Origin of the sequence: Vibrio sinaloensis (assembly GCF_023195835.1) — a bacterium.
Classification (GTDB): Bacteria; Pseudomonadota; Gammaproteobacteria; order Enterobacterales; family Vibrionaceae; genus Vibrio; species Vibrio sinaloensis_C.
The window spans coordinates 1513083-1532793 of record NZ_CP096199.1 but is presented as its reverse complement, the minus strand read 5'-3'; the positions used below and the strand labels follow the sequence as shown (position 1 = coordinate 1532793).

Annotated in this window: 21 protein-coding genes; 14 read left to right on the top strand and 7 right to left on the bottom strand. The window is 45.6% G+C overall.

Annotated features, from left to right (window positions below):
• The first annotated feature begins 36 nt into the window (after window positions 1–36).
• Window positions 37–210 (top strand): ribosome modulation factor, encoded by a 174-nt coding sequence (rmf, locus tag MTO69_RS07010; RefSeq protein ID WP_004414030.1) that lies wholly within the window; start codon window positions 37–39, stop codon window positions 208–210.
• A 130-nt stretch (window positions 211–340) separates the two neighbouring features.
• Here the strand turns inward: rmf and fabA are convergent, their stop codons facing one another.
• Together fabA and MTO69_RS07000 are read right to left on the bottom strand one after the other, a co-directional pair.
• On the bottom strand, window positions 341–859 hold the full coding sequence (gene fabA / locus MTO69_RS07005; RefSeq protein ID WP_248327783.1) for a bifunctional 3-hydroxydecanoyl-ACP dehydratase/trans-2-decenoyl-ACP isomerase: 519 nt from the start codon (window positions 857–859) through the stop codon (window positions 341–343).
• A 91-nt stretch (window positions 860–950) separates the two neighbouring features.
• Window positions 951–2597 (bottom strand): S16 family serine protease, encoded by a 1647-nt coding sequence (locus MTO69_RS07000; RefSeq protein WP_248327781.1) that lies wholly within the window; start codon window positions 2595–2597, stop codon window positions 951–953.
• 171 nt (window positions 2598–2768) lie between these two features.
• Here MTO69_RS07000 and matP point away from each other — a divergent pair, with 171 nt between their 5' ends.
• From matP to MTO69_RS06985, 3 genes are all read left to right on the top strand, one after another.
• On the top strand, window positions 2769–3215 hold the full coding sequence (matP, locus tag MTO69_RS06995) for a macrodomain Ter protein MatP (protein ID WP_248327779.1): 447 nt from the start codon (window positions 2769–2771) through the stop codon (window positions 3213–3215).
• Between the two features lie 14 nt (window positions 3216–3229).
• On the top strand, window positions 3230–3544 hold the full coding sequence (locus tag MTO69_RS06990; protein WP_248327777.1) for a DUF3634 family protein: 315 nt from the start codon (window positions 3230–3232) through the stop codon (window positions 3542–3544).
• 239 nt (window positions 3545–3783) lie between these two features.
• Window positions 3784–5010 (top strand): HDOD domain-containing protein, encoded by a 1227-nt coding sequence (locus MTO69_RS06985; RefSeq protein ID WP_248327775.1) that lies wholly within the window; start codon window positions 3784–3786, stop codon window positions 5008–5010.
• Between the two features lie 386 nt (window positions 5011–5396).
• Here the strand turns inward: MTO69_RS06985 and MTO69_RS06980 are convergent, their stop codons facing one another.
• From MTO69_RS06980 to MTO69_RS06970, 3 genes are read right to left on the bottom strand one after another with little or no spacing between them, the layout of a single operon-like run.
• Entirely contained in the window at window positions 5397–7121 is a 1725-nt protein-coding gene (locus MTO69_RS06980) for an ATP-binding protein (RefSeq protein WP_248327774.1), read from the bottom strand.
• 6 nt (window positions 7122–7127) lie between these two features.
• On the bottom strand, window positions 7128–8312 hold the full coding sequence (locus MTO69_RS06975; protein WP_248327772.1) for an FIST signal transduction protein: 1185 nt from the start codon (window positions 8310–8312) through the stop codon (window positions 7128–7130).
• On the bottom strand, window positions 8312–8677 hold the full coding sequence (locus tag MTO69_RS06970; RefSeq protein WP_248327770.1) for a hypothetical protein: 366 nt from the start codon (window positions 8675–8677) through the stop codon (window positions 8312–8314). The genes MTO69_RS06975 and MTO69_RS06970 overlap by 1 nt, the downstream gene beginning before the upstream one ends.
• Window positions 8678–8934: 257 nt before the next feature.
• On the opposite strand from MTO69_RS06970, the gene ccoN reads away from it, so the two are divergent.
• The 10 genes from ccoN to uspE all read left to right on the top strand — a co-directional run bounded on the left by ccoN (window position 8935) and on the right by uspE (window position 17877).
• Window positions 8935–10362 (top strand): cytochrome-c oxidase, cbb3-type subunit I, encoded by a 1428-nt coding sequence (gene ccoN / locus MTO69_RS06965; protein ID WP_176287821.1) that lies wholly within the window; start codon window positions 8935–8937, stop codon window positions 10360–10362.
• 13 nt (window positions 10363–10375) lie between these two features.
• Window positions 10376–10996: a cytochrome-c oxidase, cbb3-type subunit II gene (gene ccoO / locus MTO69_RS06960; protein WP_248327768.1), complete on the top strand. Its 621-nt coding sequence runs from the start codon at window positions 10376–10378 to the stop codon at window positions 10994–10996.
• Between the two features lie 16 nt (window positions 10997–11012).
• The gene (locus MTO69_RS06955; RefSeq protein WP_004745916.1) at window positions 11013–11189 is read left to right on the top strand and encodes a cbb3-type cytochrome oxidase subunit 3; all 177 of its coding nucleotides are present in this window, start codon (window positions 11013–11015) and stop codon (window positions 11187–11189) included.
• Window positions 11186–12166 carry a cytochrome-c oxidase, cbb3-type subunit III gene (gene ccoP / locus MTO69_RS06950; RefSeq protein WP_248327766.1) on the top strand — a complete coding sequence of 327 codons (981 nt, stop codon included), beginning with the start codon at window positions 11186–11188 and terminating at the stop codon, window positions 12164–12166. Before MTO69_RS06955 ends, ccoP begins: the two co-directional genes overlap by 4 nt.
• A gap of 88 nt (window positions 12167–12254) precedes the next feature.
• Window positions 12255–12734, top strand: coding sequence for a FixH family protein (locus tag MTO69_RS06945; RefSeq protein WP_248327764.1), 480 nt, complete (start codon window positions 12255–12257; stop codon window positions 12732–12734).
• 6 nt (window positions 12735–12740) lie between these two features.
• The gene (locus tag MTO69_RS06940) at window positions 12741–15113 is read left to right on the top strand and encodes a heavy metal translocating P-type ATPase (RefSeq protein WP_248327762.1); all 2373 of its coding nucleotides are present in this window, start codon (window positions 12741–12743) and stop codon (window positions 15111–15113) included.
• Window positions 15114–15278, top strand: a complete 165-nt coding sequence (ccoS, locus tag MTO69_RS06935) for a cbb3-type cytochrome oxidase assembly protein CcoS (RefSeq protein ID WP_248327760.1) — start codon at window positions 15114–15116, stop codon at window positions 15276–15278. It abuts the gene before it with no gap.
• The gene (locus MTO69_RS06930; RefSeq protein WP_248327758.1) at window positions 15275–15949 is read left to right on the top strand and encodes a sulfite exporter TauE/SafE family protein; all 675 of its coding nucleotides are present in this window, start codon (window positions 15275–15277) and stop codon (window positions 15947–15949) included. The genes ccoS and MTO69_RS06930 overlap by 4 nt, the downstream gene beginning before the upstream one ends.
• 88 nt (window positions 15950–16037) lie before the next feature.
• The gene (locus tag MTO69_RS06925) at window positions 16038–16787 is read left to right on the top strand and encodes an FNR family transcription factor (RefSeq protein WP_248327756.1); all 750 of its coding nucleotides are present in this window, start codon (window positions 16038–16040) and stop codon (window positions 16785–16787) included.
• Between the two features lie 142 nt (window positions 16788–16929).
• Entirely contained in the window at window positions 16930–17877 is a 948-nt protein-coding gene (uspE, locus tag MTO69_RS06920) for a universal stress protein UspE (RefSeq protein WP_248327754.1), read from the top strand.
• 61 nt (window positions 17878–17938) lie between these two features.
• Here uspE and ttcA read toward each other — a convergent pair whose 3' ends face one another.
• On the bottom strand, window positions 17939–18832 hold the full coding sequence (gene ttcA, locus MTO69_RS06915) for a tRNA 2-thiocytidine(32) synthetase TtcA (protein WP_248327752.1): 894 nt from the start codon (window positions 18830–18832) through the stop codon (window positions 17939–17941).
• Window positions 18833–19044: 212 nt separating this feature from the next.
• Window positions 19045–19704, bottom strand: coding sequence for a DUF2987 domain-containing protein (locus MTO69_RS06910; protein ID WP_248327750.1), 660 nt, complete (start codon window positions 19702–19704; stop codon window positions 19045–19047).
• Between the last annotated feature and the right edge of the window lie 7 nt (window positions 19705–19711).

Sequence of the window (19711 nt, the reverse complement as noted above, 5' to 3'; positions counted from 1 at the left end):
TACGTTAAGCAACATTTTATGTATGAGGACGACACTATGAAGAGACAAAAGCGTGACCGCTTGGAAAGAGCTCAATCTCAAGGTTACAAAGCGGGCCTAAATGGCCGCTCAATGGAAGCATGTCCGTACCAACAGATGGATGCTCGCTCCTACTGGCTTGGTGGTTGGCGCGATGCCAGGGAAGACAAACACTCTGGTCTCTATAAATAACACTCAATCCACATACGATATAGGAACTTAGCCCCGAAAGGGGCTTTTAAATAGCACCGTAATGCACTATAACTAAATTGGCTGAACACAAAAAAGCGACTCGAGTGAGTCGCTTGATACAGATATTAAATTAAAACGCTGATGTGTCCTGGAAAAGGCCAACTTTAAGGTCTTTTGCGACGTAAATCTCTTTTCCGTCTACAAGTACACGGCCATCAGCAAGCCCCATAACCAGTTTGCGGTTAACGACGCGCTTCATGTGGATTTCGTAAGTGACTTTTTTCGCTGTTGGCAGGATTTGTCCAGTGAACTTCACTTCGCCAACACCCAGTGCGCGGCCTTTGCCTTTGCCGCCAACCCAACCAAGGAAGAAACCAACCAATTGCCACATTGCATCAAGACCAAGACAGCCAGGCATTACTGGGTCACCAGGGAAGTGGCAGTCAAAGAACCATAAGTCAGGAGTAATATCGAGCTCTGCGAGGATAAGACCTTTACCGAAATCACCTTCTGTTTCTGACATCTTAGAGATGCGATCCATCATTAGCATATTTGGCGCAGGTAACTGAGGGTATCCAGGACCAAACAGTTCGCCTTGGCTTGAGGCTAGAAGATCTTCGCGGTTATAAGAATCACGTTTGTTTTGCATTATCAATTACTCCAAATTTTGATAGCAGCATGTTAGTGAACAGGTGTACGCTAAACAACTCCGATCAGTCCTATTTTGAACGGATTTTGTTCTACGCGAACCAGTTTTTGATACGTTCCACAATTCCTTGTGGGTGTTCGTGTCTTTCAAAGTTTTCAATACGTTGCGCAATCTTGCTAATCACGCTTTCTTCATCATCGCCTCTAAAGGGTTTACCCATCAATATAGGGACGGCTTCATCGACAGTCGATACAGACCAGATATGAAACTGATTATTTTTGATGCTCTCTACGACGTCTTTGTTCAGTGCCAAGTGCTTTAAATTAGTTTTTGGCAGAATGACACCCTGATTTCCGGTCAGTCCCTGATGTTTACACACATGATAGAAGCCTTCAATTTTTTCATTGAGACCTCCAACCGCTTGTACGCGACCAAACTGGTCAACAGCACCCGTGACAGCGATTTGCTGGTTAATTGGATATTCTGACAAGGCACTAACGAAAGAACATAGCTCAGCTAGGGTAGCACTGTCGCCATCGACTTCACTGTATGATTGTTCAAATACCACCGATGCTGAATAGGGCAAGGGTTCGTCGAGCTGTAAGGCGCTACTGACAAAGGCTTGCATGATCATCATGCCTTTCGCATGTAAATTGCCGCCAAGTTCAGCTTTACGTTCAACGTCAGATATATCCCCATCACCAAAATGAATCACACAGGAAATACGTGCGGGCTCACCGTAAGACATTGGGTGGCCTGGTACATCGATGACGGTCAAACCGTTGACTTGACCAACGCATTCACCGGTGGTTTCGATAATAACTTGACCATCGGTAATATCAGCCAATGCACGTTCGGGCAGATAGGATTCACGGAAGTAACGATTCTCTAGCGCGATCTCAATATCTTGTTCTGATAACACTTTGCCATTTGAACTGAGCTTTGCCTCTTGAAATAGAGCCAGGTACCAAAGCAGTTCAATGGGCATATAGTGCTGGTCTTCAGTATAACGCGCGCCGGCAATCATGAGTCGGTGCAGCGCACCAAAAGAGAGGGTAGGGAGACGATGTGTTTTCACTATCCAAGCTACAAAGCCCAAGTAAGACTCAATATTGTTCGCAGACAACGCGACTTCATTCTCTATTTCACAGAATAGAGCAAGGCCCGAATGAGCTTCAGGTTCAATGTACTCAAAATCCGCCAGTTGATGACGATCGCCAGCAATGACGATTTTTATCGTGTAACGCTTGGTAGGAGGATTGGTTGCAATTCTTTGAGGGTTAGCGTTAATTGGATTGACTTCTTGACCGAGCAACACGGACTTTAGAACTTGCCAACTCGCAGGATTCGCAAGCAGTAGCGTCACGGGAATAACTAAGAAGCCGCCGTCTGCTTTATCAAGTAATCCCGAGCTGGAAGTGACAATGTCACCTCTTTCGTTGCATGTATAAGAGCCAACCAAGGTCGCGATATTAAGTGACTCAGTTGTATAGACTGGCTTATCGCCACTGAAACGACTTAAGCCATCGACGATTAGCTGACGATAGAATGAATTATCAATCGAATTGACAATGAGTAAACGGCTTAAACCTTCAAGGGCGCAAAATGTCGATAGTGCATGTTTGAATCGCGGTTGAATGTCGAAAAAATCGACCGGCTCGAGAGTGTCAAAGCGCTGAATTTGGGCATCGTAGTGAGAGTACTGAGGGGTAACGGCGTGCCAGCTTTCTTGGTTCATTGATATCGTTGTAAGTCCGCAAAATGGAGGTGAATTATATAGAAAAAGCCATCTAGTATATACAGATAATTTATCTAATGATCTGGATCGCTTTTCGATTACAATGGGGATTGTAACTTGACTCAGATAGGGTTACGCTGTCACCTCAAGCGTTAACGGAATGGCCTCATAATGAAATATCAGCAGCTCGAAAACTTGGAATGTGGTTGGAAATGGAACTACCTAGTCAATAAGTGGAAAGCAGGTGAGTCGATCACATGCCACATTGATACAAGTGAGGCAGAAGCTGCTGTCAATGAACTGCGTCAACTAGAGCACCAACCCACCAAGGTGCTAGAGTGGATAGAGCAGCACATGTCGCCAGAATTAGACAACAAGCTCAAACAGGCCATTCGCGCCAAACGCAAACGTCACTTCAATGCTGAGCAAATCCATACCAAGAAAAAGTCTATTGACCTCGATTATCGCGTTTGGGAGAAGCTCTCTTATCGTGCTAACGAGCTAGGTTGTACTTTATCCGATGCGATTGAATACCTGCTATCCGAAGCGTCGCGCAGTGAAAAAGCCAGCAAAGCGGTGAGTAGCCTAAAAGAAGACTTAAGCAAACTGCTTGATTAGTGGGAGAGGTGTTTATGTTGTATGTTGTTTTAATCGCGGCAGCATTGATTTTTTGGTTAGTTGCTGTCGACAGACCAGTTTTGAAAGCGGTTTTTAGCCAGGGCAAACTGACACAAGAAAAAGGGCACTTTCCACCAAGTTTTAAGCACAATGTCCTGGAAATAGCGGAGCGCACGCCTTTCAGTGGCGAGCTAAAAGTCTATCAACAGAGAGCAGGGACTAAGCTGGTATTCTCAAAACAGGTTCCCAAAAAAGTGCAACAACGCATACGCAATGTTTTCCCTCATCAAGGCTTTAAAGCCAAAGGCAAGCACAAGAAATCTTCATAATGATAAGGCCCGAGTATCCACTCGGGCTTTTTTATCACCGACACAAATCGCGCGGCCGTATCATCATTCAGCTTTTCTATTTCTGATCGCTAGCTCGAGTGGCATATCTAGCCGCGATTGCTATAGTCATAAATAGATTAATAAGCCTCATTGTCTATCTTTATATCGCAACGAGCAATGAAGCTTCGCAATGTAACCTATTGTATTTACTCGATTGTTTACTCTAACTGTGTGGGATTATGTCAACTGCGCTCATCACTAATAAGCTTTATAACCGTGAAGCGACCGAACTTGCAGACAAAATAACGCAAAAAACGCGCGCACGTCACGCTAAGTGGCTAGTCAGCCTCAAATACATCCTCGATCAATCTGATGTCGACAACGCCTTTAGTCGACAAAGCGAGTTCTGCGACAGTGTGATCTTAAAGGAAGAGGAGCGTATTACAGAAAATCAGCGATTATTGCTTGAGTGTGAGACCGCCAAAGTTCAGGAGAGACGCAAGGCCGCAGAGGAACGGCAGAAGATCCACATGAATGTAGTTCAAGATATCGCTAAGCATGCGCAGCAATCCATGTTAGGCAAATTGTCTGACATGACGACGATGCAACTGTTTGGACGCTTTCCGGACTTTTCATATTTCGTCAGTGTGGCTTATTCACCATCGCTCAATTTTAGCAAGCTATCCGTTTTAACGACTAACGATAATCAATTAAAAAACAATGTGTTGGCACTTGTTAACAATCCAAAATTTTGCAGCAGGATAGGTAAGTCAGCGCGAAACTTGCAAGATCCTATGGTAGCTATTGGAACTCTAGGTGTTGATAATTGCTCGTTACTGTTTCCGATTTTAATGGTGAAGCCGATCCTGCGTTGGCACGATCCGGTGACCAAGAGCATAGCGCCCAAACTTTGGCAACATCTGATACTCACGGCCAATGTAACTCGGCTTCGATTAGAACAAGCGGGCGTTAAAAACCCTCAGCAAGGCATTTTGCTTGGCGTGTTAAGAACCATGAGCCATTTCGCTATCGTCAATCATTTCAGCCAATTGTTTGAAGATGCGCAAGTGGAAAAGATGCAACAATATAGGGAGCAGAATAGGCGAGAGGAATACTATGCATGTGCTGAAATTACGCCTGATTTGAGTATTTTGCCCAACGTTATTCATGAGTTAGAGGTACAATTGACGCGAAAAGTGGTCGCAGAAGTTGAATGGACGCAATTTACCATACCGATGAAAAATGCATTGCTAGAAGATCTCGACCAAGTCCCAGTTCTCGAACGAAGCCCACAAGGTGCAGCGCTTGCACAGGCGCAAGCTTACGCGATATTTGACACTTTGGATCGCAGCGGTGTGTTTGTCGAAAAACATAAACCGTTTTGGTTTGCTAATGTGCAAATGCCGCCAGAAGCATTACAACAAATCCGCGACAAACATCCGGGTCGCATCGATCTAAGCAAATAGATAAGCCAGGTTGTGGCAGAGACAGACACAAAGGGCTTAGAGCTTCACGTTCATTACGATTCGATAGGATTCTGCGGGAGTCAGTCGGCGTAGACTCGCCAAGGCAAACCACAAACCAAAACACCCATTGAGATTGCATTGGCGGCCACTGTATCAATGGGTTGATTAGTTGCGATACTTACGTAAATGAATGGACTAATCAAACCGGACATTACTAAATTGCACCTACACAGTTGGTGCGCATTATGTATATTATGTTAAATAAGGTGTCGCCAGCTTTAATTTTAGTCCTGTTTGTTGTGCTACCCCAGTGATTTTTCGCGTACGATTAAACATAAGTGGATTTACCATAAAATACCTAATAATCATATTCAGTTAATCAGAGATTACTGAATATGATTATTGCTTAAAACCTCTGTCAAAGATTTTTGGATCTCTATACTGCGAATGGGTTTAGAAACAAATGCGTTCATTCCAGCTTCCATACAGGCTTGTTTATCTTGTGCCAATGCATGAGCTGTTAAAGCAATGATGGGTGTTTGCTGACAAAACTGGCGAATTTTTTGTGTGGCGGTAATGCCATCCATCACTGGCATAGAGATATCCATAAAAACTACATCGACCGCTGCGATATTCTGCTTTAAAAAGTCGACTGACTCCTTACCGTTATTCAATGTTTTCACCTGATGCCCCAAACGCTCCAGTACAAGTTTAATCACCATTTGATTCGTTTCGGTATCTTCAACCACCAGAATGGCCAATCGCTTAGGCGTGCTCATCTTTTTCTCAGTAACAGCCTCAGTTGCGGTTTGTTGTATCGACACTGGCAACTCTACGGTGAATGTTGTGCCGGCCCCCAATACGCTGTTAACAGTTATCGTCCCATCCATCAATGAAACCAATCGTTTAGTGATGGCAAGCCCTAAGCCACTGCCGCCGTATTTTCGTGTAATAGAATCGTCGGCTTGTTTAAACTGATTAAAAATAGTCTTGAGGCGCGAGGCTTCTATGCCAATACCCGTGTCAACGACGGTGATTTGCAATCTGTTTTCAATCAGCTTTGCATTAAGCGCTACTTGGCCATGTTCGGTAAATTTGATGGCATTACCGAGCAAATTAAACACTATTTGCATCACGCGCGCTCGATCAACCCAATAGCAATGGTCGTTGTCGAGCTGAATAGTTAGATCAAGTTGCAACCCTTTATTGATTGCGAGCTCTCGGAAATGTTCGAGTACTTGTGATAACTCACTATTGAGGTTAACCCATTGATATTTTATGGGAAACTCGCCGCTTTCGATTCTGGACAGGTCTAATATGTCGTCAATCAGTACCAACAAAAGCTCTGCAGAGCATTCCATTTTCTCGAGGATTTCGACCTGATCTTTTTGATATGGATACCCCAACAATACGTCGATATAGCCCAGTACGGCGTTAAGCGGCGTACGCAACTCATGGCTCATCATGGCAAGAAAACGCGACTTGGCTTCGTTGGCATTTTCAGCCCTCTGCTGCGCTTTTTTCAGTTGTTTGGTGCGAATCTCAACCAGGCGCTGTAACTGCTCTTTATGCTCAATATCGATAAGAGCACGCTCTAGTAGTGGACGAAAACGTGACAGTGTATCGCTTGATTCAAGGCTAAACTGCCCTGCTCTATTCCCGGTCAGCAGTAGTAGCGAGTCGGATGCAGCGGTCTTGACCCCAGTGATTAACGCACTATTAAGCTGCTTGGCGTGTTGTGAGTTAAGTGTTGAGAACTCTTCGACCGATGCAGGTGCAAACAGGGTAATACACTCCCCGTCGAGTGCGCGAGAGAACTTATCTCCGTTACCCCAATTGGTTTTCTTAAAACTGGCATCTGAGCTCAACACCGTTGTGTATTGCTGCTGCTCTCTGCTTTTGCTGAGTACGATGAATTCGGAAAAGTCGATGTGTAAGCTCAGGACCTTCTGCAGTTCTGTGAAGATTTGTTGTTTATTTGTCGCGCTGGTAATGCTGGAGATTGCCTCTAATATCGCTCGGTTTTCAGCGAGAAGTCTCGCTTCGCGTGCCTGGCTTTGCTTAAGTTCGATAAGCGCTTCGTTTAGTTGCTCTTTTATCTCTAAACTCATGAATGATTAATCCGAATAAAACGCCGCAGAAGAGATCATTAAGTTGCCGTGACCATTGTTACCGTTGATAAATCTGCCTTGCTCACCAAAGGTAAAGGGGCAGATAAATGGGAGTTCTCCCATCTCTTGTTTAATCATGGCATAGACTTTTTCGATGTCGTCATCTAAATAAAGCATTGCTCCGGCGCAAATCACACAAACCGCTCCAGATAATTGGCTATGCTCTATCGCCTGACGTTTTGCTTCTTTTATCACTCGCGCAGGTCTGGCGATTAGTTGCTCTTTGTCGCCAGACATCAAGGTGACCTTCTCGCCTACCTCAATATCAGTAAATAGTAAAATGCCTCGTGAATCGGTGGCTGAAACCGGGTGAGAAAGCTTGAAATAAGGTTGTTCATAGAGTTCACCAGCTACGCGACCCAATGGATAACGAGTCACGAGCTCAAATTTAAACTGCTCAGACACGCGAGTTCCACTGTGTTGAAATATCCAGTCGAGGTAGACATCTTGAGCGGGTCGATTATCTATCTCTAGCAACTCTCTTCCTGATGCCTTAGTAATAGTTCCCATGCACTCGGTTGGCGAATAACCACAACTAAATCCGGTGGAAAGCGGTTTTGAAGCAAATACCAATTGGATTGCAAGGCCTTTATTGGTCGCCCCATCTTCTGTGAATACCGACCACTGGCCTTTAATTGCGTTATCTGCAGCGGTCGCGCCGATAAGGGGTACGGGGGTTTGGAATACGCTGTCGATGGACTTGATCAACGTCTCTTCCATACCTGGTGTACTGTGAACAATGGCAAAACGGGGCACTTCGCCTTCTCGATTGGCTTTGGCCAAGGCCACCTCTATCGCTTTTTGGGTTGCCTCGACAGACTCAGACTGTGTGTCAAACGTCATTAGCGCGGAGCCATAAGCATCAGAGCCACTGTCATAAATCGCCAATACACTCAGCACTGAACCAAAGTGGACGCCTTTCTCTGTCATTACCCCTTTGCAAGTCGAACAACCAATGATCGAGACGTTGGGTAAAGCATGCTTGAACGCTTTTCTGAGCTTATCCGCACCGTAATTTTGGGTGAAGTAGCAAACCAAACTAACCAAGTTAGTGGTAGATAGCTTAGCGACCAGCTCCTCAACGGCAAGCTGTTCGTTTAACTGATGGGTTATGTGAGTTTGAAAATCCATTAACGTCTTGTATTAATAACGACTTTTTTGTTTTGGCCGGCTACGTTAACAGTGAAATGCCACTCTTTTAATGATTCTGGGTAAGAAAATGTCCAAAAGTCGCCTTTTTGAGTCACTTTTATTTGTGATGACGGGACTTCGAGCGAGACATTTGAGGTTTGTGCCTGAAGTTGTCCTTCAGTGCGATTGAACTGCCCGACAAATCGCGACTCGTTTACATAAAAGACACATTCTTGCTCGATAAAACACGAGGCAGATTGCTGTGATGAGTGATCGATAGTTCGCCAAAAAAACGCACTAACCAGTAGGGTTAACATGATGATTATTTGAACAAAACGCCCACGAGTAAGTTTTTCGGCTGCCATTTGAGGGGTTCTCCGTGTAACAAAGTTCAAAGTTTTAAAATAAAAGGCCAAAACCTGACCGACTGTAAGGTTACTACTCTGTCATTGAATTGTTAAATGCAGTATAGTTGGCGGCTGAAAATGCCACTTTTTTTTAAAATCGGCAAGAATTATTAACCGACTGATACGGTTCTGTTTTTCTTTAAGGTTTGGGTGGCATTACGACATGTGTCGTGTTGGAAGTAAAGTGTAGTTAATTAGAAATTGGAAGCATGCAAATGAGCCAAGAAAAGCAGCTTGAACAAAACTACAACTATACAGTCGTTCGTCAGTTTACCTTAGTGACTATTCTCTGGGGTATTGTTGGCATGGCTGTTGGTGTTTTGATTGCCGCTCAATTAGTTTGGCCACAGCTAAACTTTGATACGCCGTGGTTGACGTACAGTCGCTTACGTCCTCTGCATACTAATGCGGTTATTTTTGCGTTTGGTACAAGTGCTCTGTTCGCAACGTCTTATTACGTTGTGCAGCGTACCTGTCAAACACGTCTATTTGGTGGCCCTCTTGTCGCCTTTACCTTCTGGGGTTGGCAAGCCATTATTTTAGCAGCAGCTATCACTCTGCCACTCGGTTTTACATCGGGTAAAGAGTACGCTGAGCTAGAATGGCCTATCGACATTGCCATCGCAGTTGTCTGGGTTTCTTATGCGATCGTGTTCTTCGGAACCTTGATTAAGCGTAAAACCTCACACATCTACGTAGCAAACTGGTTCTTCGGTGCCTTTATCATTACTGTTGCGGTGCTTCATATCGTAAACAGCATGGCTATCCCTGTCTCAATGGGTAAATCGTATTCGATTTATTCTGGTGCAGTCGATGCGATGGTTCAGTGGTGGTACGGTCACAACGCAGTAGGTTTCCTACTGACTGCTGGTTTCCTAGGTATGATGTACTACTTCGTACCTAAGCAAGCTGAACGCCCAGTTTACTCTTACCGTTTATCTATTGTTCACTTCTGGGCTTTAGTGTCTCTTTACATCTGGGCTGGTCCTCACCACCTACACTACACTGCGCTTCCAGACTGGACGCAATCGCTAGGTATGGTAATGTCGCTTGTGCTGTTCGCGCCGTCTTGGGGTGGCATGATCAACGGTATCATGACCCTGTCTGGTGCTTGGCATAAACTTCGCTACGACCCTATCCTACGTTTCCTCATCGTGTCGCTATCGTTCTACGGTATGTCTACGTTTGAAGGTCCAATGATGTCGATTAAGACGGTCAACGCGCTGTCTCACTACACTGACTGGACTATCGGCCACGTACACTCTGGTGCTTTAGGTTGGGTTGCTATGGTGTCGATCGGTTCGGTTTACCACTTGGTGCCTCGTCTGTTCGGTCAAGAGCGTATGTACTCTGTTGGTCTAATCAATACGCACTTCTGGTTGGCAACGATTGGTACGGTTCTTTACATTGTTGCAATGTGGATCTCAGGTGTAATGCAAGGTCTGATGTGGCGTGCAGTTAACTCTGACGGTACGTTGACTTACAGCTTCGTTGAGTCTGTACAAGCGTCTTACCCGTTCTACTTTGTACGTTTCCTAGGTGGTTTCATCTTCCTAGCAGGTATGTTCCTAATGGCATACAACACGTACAAGACGGTCACTGCGCCAAAAGATAGCCTAAAAGCTATCCCTCAGCCGGCATAAGGAGATTTAAAGAATGAGTTCTAATTCTAACAATCGCCACGAAATTGTTGAACGCAATGTCGGTCTGCTAGCGATTCTTATCGTTTTTGCCATCAGCTTGGGTGCGCTCGTAGAGATCACTCCTCTGATTTTCCAAAAACAAACCACTGAGCCAGTAGAGAACTTACGTCCTTACACTGCGCTTGAAATGGAAGGCCGAGACGTCTACATCCGTGAAGGTTGTAACGTATGTCACAGTCAGATGATTCGCCCATTCCGTTCAGAAACTGAGCGTTACGGTCACTATTCTGTTGCTGGCGAAAGCGTTTACGAGCATCCATTCCTTTGGGGTTCTAAACGTACGGGGCCTGACCTTGCTCGAGTGGGTGGTCGTTACTCTGATGAGTGGCACCGTGTTCACCTAATCGATCCTCGCGAGTTGGTTCCTGAGTCAAACATGCCTGGTTTCCCTTGGCTGGCTGACAACGTTCTTGATGGTAAGGACACAGAGAAGAAGCTACGTATTTTCCGTGATCAATTTGGTGTTCCATACACAGATGAACAGATCGCAAACGCGTCAAAAGAAGTAGAAGGTAAAACAGAGATGGATGCCATCATTGCTTATCTTCAGTCTCTTGGTCACGCAATGAAGTAATTAAAGGGGTGACATTATGGATATCGGTACTATTCACAGTATTTGGACCATAGTTCTGTTTGTTAGCTTTCTAGGCGTGGTTTGGTGGGCTTACGGCAAAAGTCGTAAAGCTCGCTTTGATGAAGCCGCAAACCTTGTTTTCGCTGATGAGCAGAAAGCGCCTGAAAAAGAACAAGGAGTGACTAAGCAATGACGACGTTTTGGAGTCTTTGGATAATCATCATCACGGTCGGTACTCTCGTCGGCTGTGCTGCACTTCTGCTTTGGTGCCTTAAAGATAAGATGGGCGTTGAAGAAGGTGCAGACATGGGGCACGAGTACGATGGTATTCGTGAGCTTAATAACCCACTACCTAAGTGGTGGACTTACCTGTTTGTTGGAACCTTTGTATTTGCAGCGATTTACCTAACTCTTTACCCAGGTTTAGGTAGCTTCAAAGGTGTGTTGGGTTGGCAGAGTTCTGACCAAACCGTTCGCTCAGTTGAAGAGTCAAAAGCGTCTATCGCCGCTTCTCAACAGAACAAACATCTGGTTCAGTACGCGAAAGAGCTCGACGATGCAGAAACCTACTTTGGCGAAGCATTCAAAAAGCTTGCTTACGTAGACGGCTCTTCTGAACTGCGCCCTATCCCTGAAATTGCAGCGGACAGCGAAGCAGTGAAAGTCGGCCAACGTCTATTCTTGCAAAACTGTTCTCAGTGTCACGGCTCAGATGCTCGTGGTCAGAAAGGCTTTCCTAACCTGACTGACGATGCATGGCTATACGGCGGCGAGCCGCAAGCTATCGTGACGACAGTAATGCAAGGCCGTATCGGTCAAATGCCATCATGGAAAGACGCTTTGGGTGAGCAAGGTGTACAAGAAGTGGTAAGCTACACGCTTAGCCTTTCTGGTCGCTCTGTGAATGCGCGTGAAGCTGAAGCTGGTAAAGCACGTTTTGTAGTGTGTGCAGCTTGTCACGGCACTGACGGTAAAGGTAACCCAGCGGTGGGAGCTCCCGACCTAACAGATCAATACTGGTTGTTTGGTGGTTCACGTGCAGATGTGACAGAAACAGTCATGAATGGTCGCTCTGGCGTGATGCCTGCTTGGAAAGACATTCTAGGTGAAGACAAGGTACAACTTGTTTCAGCCTATGTTTGGAGTCTAAGTAATTCAGATAATAAGTAACATTTCAATAACGGTCCCTATCTTAGGGACCGTCTTTCCTTTATTGTTAAAGCCCTAATTTCTAAATCTTTTTATTGAGAACTTTTTTATGGTAAAGCCTTGGTATAAGCAGTTTTGGCCGTGGTTCCTAATCATTTTGCCACTGACCGTCGTTGTATGGACAATCATCACAGTAATTGTTTTCTCGCAAAACTCGGTCTCATTGGTGACTGAGGATTACTATAAAAAAGGAAAAGGGATCAACATCGACATCTCAAAACAGAATGTCGCTAAAGAGCTCGGGCTGTCTGCTCAAGCATACTCTCAAGGCAATGATGTTGTGATTCAATTCGAAAAAGGCGAACTGGAACACTTCCCTGCGATTACCGCGATGTTTGCTCACCGTACTCTACCGGATCGTGATTTCAAACAATTACTCACCTCTGACGCAAATGGTCTGTATCGCTTCACGTTGACCGAGGAGCTTCAAGGCCCGTGGTTTATTGAGCTCACACCTCATGATGAAAAATGGCTCGTGCAAGGTCGCGTGACTTTCCCAACCACTACTTCTGTTCCTCTGACAAACTAAACAATTATGTGCAAATCGTGTTATCACTGCGGTGAAGATGTACCAGCCAACACGGATTTTAAGGTTGAGATCCTCGGCGAGTCGAGAGAGATGTGTTGTCCTGGGTGTGAGACGGTCGCGCAAACCATTGTTGATAGTGGGTTAGACTCCTACTATCAATATCGAACTGCGCCGGCCGAAAAAGCCGATCTTGTTCCCGAGCAGCTACAAGCATTGATTCACTACGACAATGACGAGGTACAGTCTGAGTTTGTTCGTAATAGTGAGAATCGAGCTGAGGTGACACTGTCACTAGAGGGCGTATCTTGTGCCGCTTGTGCTTGGTTGATTGAAAAGCAAGTATCCAATAAGACTGGCGTCGCATCGATAAGAGTCAACACCACGACCAACCGTGCCCTACTTGCTTGGGATAAGACCCAAGTGAGGCTAAGTGAACTGCTTTCATTGATCCATCAACTTGGATATAAAGCCGCGCCCTTTGAAGCGGATAAGCAAGAAGCCGCTTATCATCAGCAAATGAAGCAGTATTTGTATCGGCTTGGGATCGCTGGTTTAGCCACCATGCAGGTCATGATGTTGGCCGTGGCACTCTATCTAGAAGTATTTGGCGACTTAGAGCCTGAGTTCAAAAACTATTTTCGATGGGTAAGTTTGATTTTTGCTACCCCTGTGATGCTTTACTCCGCCCTGCCGTTCTACATTAACGCATGGAGAAGCATTCGAGGGCGAACGCTAGGTATGGATGTGCCGGTGTCGATCGCGATGATTTTTGCTTATGTCGCGAGCTTAGTCGCTACGGTAACAGAGCAAGGCGAAGTTTTCTTCGAGTCGATTTCGATGTTTGCCTTCTTCCTATTAGTCGGTCGATTCTTGGAGATGCGCGCGCGGCGTAAAGCGGCGGCAGCGAGTGGCAATCTGCTCAAACTCATCCCTGCCATTGCTAACAAATTAAACGGCGAGCAAATCCCGGTTAAAACACTAAAAGTCGGCGATCAGATTCGAGTGCTTCCTGGGGAGCACATTCCAGCCGACGGCAAGATTATCTCTGGCCGCGTGCACATTGATGAATCTATGTTAACCGGTGAGTCTCTTCCTGTTGTTAAACAGGTGGACGATCACGTCTATGCTGGCACGCTCAACGGTGAAGAATCCTTTGAACTTGAAGTGACTTCATCTAAAGCCGACTCGATGATCTCAAATATCGTGCGTCTTCAGGATGAAGCTCAGCTTACTAAACCAAAGATTGCCGAAATAGCCGATATTGTTGCGCGTTACTTTGTTGCGATAATTCTTATCATTGCTGCTGGCACTTGGTTTTTCTGGCACTCCAGCCGACCGGATGACGCCTTCTGGATTATGCTGTCGGTGCTGGTCGCGACGTGTCCTTGTGCGCTGTCATTGGCCACGCCCACCGCGCTCACTTGTGCGACGTCTCGTATGGGCAATCTCGGTATCTTGCTACGTAAAAGCCATGTCTTTGAGACCTTATGTCAGGTCAATCATTTAATCGTCGATAAAACCGGGACTTTGACTCATGGCGATATCGAAATTAATCAAGTCGAGCTGTTTGGTGATCTGGATAAAGAGCTGGTGCTCGCGATTGCTGCGTCACTCGAGTCCCATGCCAACCACCCTATTGCCCGTGCTTTTAAACATCATTCAGACGTCAATGTTCGCGTTGAACAGGTAGAAAACATCATTGGCTCGGGTATTAAAGGCGTTTACAACGGCGTCGACGTTAAGATTGGCAGTGCTCAGTTTGTATTGGGTGACAGTAAAGTCGCACAAGCGAACTCAGTATACCTTTCTATTGATGACGTTCATGTCGCTACCTTTAGCTATCGAGATCCGATTCGCACTGAAGCAAAAGCATTTATTGAGAAGTTCCAGCGCTCAGGTGTGAAAGTCACGCTGCTTACTGGTGATACCGACGAAAACGCTCAACTCGTCGCGAAAAAAATTGGTATCGACAATGTGGTTTCTGGAGCGAAACCGCAAGACAAGCTTGAGTATCTCAACAATGTCGATGGTCGAGATATCACTATGATGATTGGTGATGGCATTAATGATGCGCCGACACTCGCAGGTGCGCATCTCTCTGTTGCTATGGGCGGCGGCGCCGATGTAGCGAAAGCCTCAGCCGATATGGTACTGCTTGGCGATCGATTGGATCGTATCTTAGAAGCAAGAGAACTTGCACTACAGACACGGAAAATTATTCGAGAAAACCTCGCCTGGTCACTGGGCTATAATGTGCTGATTTTACCCCTGGCTGTGATGGGTTTTGTTGCTCCCTATTTTGCTGTCCTTGGTATGTCTGCAAGCTCAATTATTGTAGTATCGAACTCTCTGCGTCTGCTGAAAGAAAAAGGTAAGTAAATGGAAAGCCTTTACATCCTAATCCCTATCGCCATCGTTTTGGTCTGTGTGGCCGTTGCCGTGTTCCTTTGGGCGGTCAAAAGCGAACAGTTCGAGGATCTCGAACGTCAAGGACACAACATCTTGTTTGACGAAGACGACCATAAGAAGCAGCCACCAAAATGACCCCAGATTGGATTGGCGCTTTTCTGATTGGATTGGTTGGAGCTGGCCACTGCATGGGCATGTGTGGTGGTATCGCCTCTATGTTGTCAATGGGCCAAGCAAAGCCTTCTACTTTGACCCCACTGTTTTACAACCTTGGTCGCTTGGCCAGTTACACTCTGTTTGGCGCGATCATTGGCGGTACCATCTCAACCATTTCTCAAGTCAGCCATGTGAACGATGTATTGATTTGGTTACGGTTAGCTGCTGCCGCTTTTATGATTATGCTCGCTTGCTACATAGGTCGATGGTGGCAAGGTTTGCTTTATGTCGAAAAACTCGGGCAATCGCTGTGGCGATTCATCTCTCCTGCGGCTAAGTCTTTGCTGCCGCTTCGATCTCCCATCTATGCTATTCCTTTTGGTTTTGTTTGGGGATGGCTGCCGTGTGGTCTGGTTTATTCTACCTTAACTTGGGCCGCCGTTTCGGGCAGTGCGGTCAATGGAGCGTTAGTCATGTTGGCATTTGGTCTGGGTACATTGCCGGCGATGTTGCTCGTCGGGCACACTGCTACATTATTAAATAAGCTGCAATCTTCTAATACATTTCGACACATAGTCGCGGTAACAATCCTGACTTATGGGCTCTATACTGGCTACGGCGCACTCAAGTTGCTATCAACAAACTTGTAGTTAACTGTTTTAGCGAGTCTTTTTGCACTACCCTTTACGCTTAATGGGTGCTAAAATATTGATGTATATCAAATAGTGAAAGGTTGTTATGATTTCTGAAAAGCCTGCAACAAAGCGAATTCAGTCCGGTGGTTGTGCTATTCACTGCCAAGACTGCAGCATCAGTCAGCTTTGTATCCCGTTTACACTCAACGAGTCTGAGCTTGATCAGCTAGACCAAATCATTGAGCGTAAAAAGCCAATCCAGAAAGGACAAGAGTTGTTTAAAGCCGGAGATGAACTCAAATCTCTGTATGCAATTCGTTCAGGCACAATCAAAAGCTACACCATTACCGAGCAAGGCGACGAACAAATCACAGCCTTTCATCTCGCCGGTGACTTGGTGGGTTTTGATGCGATTACCGGTGACCAGCATCCAAGTTTCGCTCAAGCACTTGAAACCTCGATGGTGTGTGAAATTCCTTACGAAATTCTCGATGACCTATCGGGTAAGATGCCGAAGCTTCGCCAGCAAATCATGCGTTTGATGAGTAATGAAATCAAAGGCGATCAGGAAATGATCCTATTGCTGTCAAAGAAGAATGCTGAAGAGCGTTTAGCGGCGTTCTTGTACAACCTCTCTACTCGTTTCTCTCAACGTGGCTTTAGCCCTCGTGAGTTTCGTCTAACCATGACTCGTGGTGATATTGGTAACTACTTGGGTTTGACCGTTGAGACTATCTCACGCTTGTTAGGCCGCTTCCAAAAGTCCGAAATCCTCAGTGTTAAAGGCAAGTACATCACTATTCTTGACCATGATGCACTGATGGAGCTAGCCGGCGTTTCATCAGAATCATAATACCTTTCAATGATGTAGCTCGGTTTTCAATTGAAATAGAGCTACATCATACTTCTCTGTTTATCCTGCAATTTTTACTAATACTCTCGTCTTAACTAAGCTACATTAATCATATAACCCTCCTCATCTCTAAGGAGAATATATGAGTATCTATAACAAGATTTTGGTCGTAGCTGACATCAATAAAGACGAGCAACCTGCATTAGCCCGCGCCATTCAATTGGCCGAGAAAAGCCGTTCTCCAAGTCGGGTCACCTTCTTTCTTTCTATTTATGATTTCTCCTATGATATGACCTCTATGCTCTCTGTCGATGAGCGAGACGCAATGCGTCGTGGGGTTATCCATCAGCGTGAGCAGTGGATGCGCAAGATCGCTAAAAGCTACGTCAGCGACGCGATTGAGTTTGATGTGCGTGTGGTGTGGCACAACCGCCCTTATGAAGCGATCATCGCAGAAGTCTTTTCTGGCGAGCACGATATTGTGATCAAAGGGACACGTAAGCACGATGTACTTGAATCGGTGATTTTCACCCCTACAGATTGGCATTTACTCCGCAAGTGTCCATGCCCAGTATTGTTGGTTAAAAATGAACAGTGGCCCGATGATGCGAGTATTCTTGCTTCAGTACATGTGGGTTCCGAAAATGACACTCACCTTGGCCTCAATGATTCGATGGTTGAACAGCTCAACAGCCTGACCGAACGTTTAGGTGCCAAACCCTACTTGGTCAACGCCTACCCTGTTACGCCCGCGAATATCACCATTGAACTTCCTGAGTTCGACCCAGCCACTTATACCGATGCAGTGCGAGGGCATCACCTCACCGCGATGAAAGCGCTACGTCAGAAACATGGCTATGATGAGGAGCAAACAGTGGTGGAACAAGGTTTGCCTGAAGACGTGATTCCTGACGTCGCAGATAAGCTCAATGCAGCAATGGTGATTATAGGCACTACAGGTCGTACCGGGCTGTCTGCCGTGTTTATCGGCAATACCGCTGAACACGTGATCGATAAAATCAACTGTGATGTACTGGCGTTAAAACCGCAAGGCTACATCAGCCCACTCGATCCAAAGACAGCGATTTAAAGTTTGATTAGATAAGAAAAAGGAAGATAGTCACTATCTTCCTTTTTTAGTTCAATTGGTATTAAACATTGGTGACGTCGATAAACATCGACTCATCAATGTTGGTTGACGAAACCGTCGCTTCGCTAAATTGGTATTCTTCTCTATTGCCGTCTCGATCCAGTGGTAGGTTAACGAAATCAAACAAGTTCTTATCCGCAAGCTGGCTAGGACTTACATTCTGGATAGACTTAAAGATAGCCTCAACCCGACCTGGTGTTTTCTTATCCCATTCGATTAGCATCGCTTTAATTGATTGACGCTGAAGGTTTTCTTGTGAGCCACACAAGTTGCACGGAATAATTGGAAATTGCTTGTGCTCCGCGTATTTCACCAAATCTTTTTCGCGACAGTAAGTTAATGGGCGAATAACTACATTGCGACCATCATCTGAACGCAGTTTAGGTGGCATTGCCTTCAAGCGTGAACCATGGAACATGTTCAAAAACATGGTTTCAACAATATCATCCATATGATGGCCCAGCGCCAACTTAGTCGCGCCAATCTTCTCAGCAAATGAGTAAAGTGTGCCACGACGCAAGCGTGAACAAAGGCCACAAGTGGTTTTTCCCTCAGGGATCTTCTCTTTGACCACCGAATAGGTATCTTTGTCGACGATATAGTAAGGAATGTTCAGCGTTTCGAAATAGTCTGGCAAGATGTGCTCAGGGAAGCCTGGCTGTTTCTGATCTAAGTTCACCGCGACGACATCAAACTTAATTGGAGCGGCTTTTTGTAGATTCAATAGGATATCCAACATCGCAAAGGAGTCTTTCCCCCCGCTGATACAGGCCATTACAACATCACCCTCTTCAATCATGTTGTAATCTGCGATAGCGTTGCCAACATTTCTTCTCAAACGCTTTTGAAGTTTGTTGAATTCGAGGGTTTCTTTTCTTGTATCTACTTGTGTCATTACGTGCTCTCACAATGTTGGTATCACCAACAGTAGGACATCCTAGTTAATGTGTTTCTTTGGGGCGTGGATTATACGAGCTTTTTGGCGAGGATTAAATGTTTGCACGTCGATCTCGGGGAAAAATGAGTTTACCTGTCTAGCATCGAGTGTTTTTGTCGTTCAAATAATAAAAAGGCCGCCTGATGCGACCTCTTCTCTGTGGGCTGACCCTAATTCGCTTTAGGCAAGTACGGGAGCACTCTAGCAGTTTCCGCTGGCAGAGTCATAGTTCCTCCCTCACCGATTTCTTCAAGTGCAACTTGCACTTTGCCATCGATGATGGGTTTGCGGGTACCGTTTGAGAAAACGATTTCGGAGTTAAGATCCTGAGCAAACTCCAAGGTCACCCCTTCAACATCTGGAGTAAACCAACTAGCGAACACCCCCCCTAACTGCTCTAGAATAGCTTGCATTTGCGGAAGTAAAACTTTGACTTGATCATAGCTAACCTCGCCAGACATCGGCTGTTTGGTCATCACCACCATAGAAAAGTCGCAGCGTTGGTCCATCGGCGTGCGAACAAACACCAGTGGGTTGGCTGAGCGCAGGTTATTGTCTAGTGGAACCAAGACTTCCCGATGAGGTGAAACGCTCAGCTCTTCATAATGCTCTTCTTTTTCCATCCAGGCTTTTTCTATCTCACACAGTTGTTTCGTGTCTGCGTTTAAAAAGAAGAAACCGACTTTAACATCGTCATGCCCCTCTTTCGCATTCTGCTTCATATGAGAGAATAACTTCGAGTAGGTAAACATGTATTCTTGAGCGTGCACAGGCAGGGCTGCGGCTGTAGCGAGCGCGGCGGTTAATAGGGCTAACGTTACTTTTTTCATTGATATC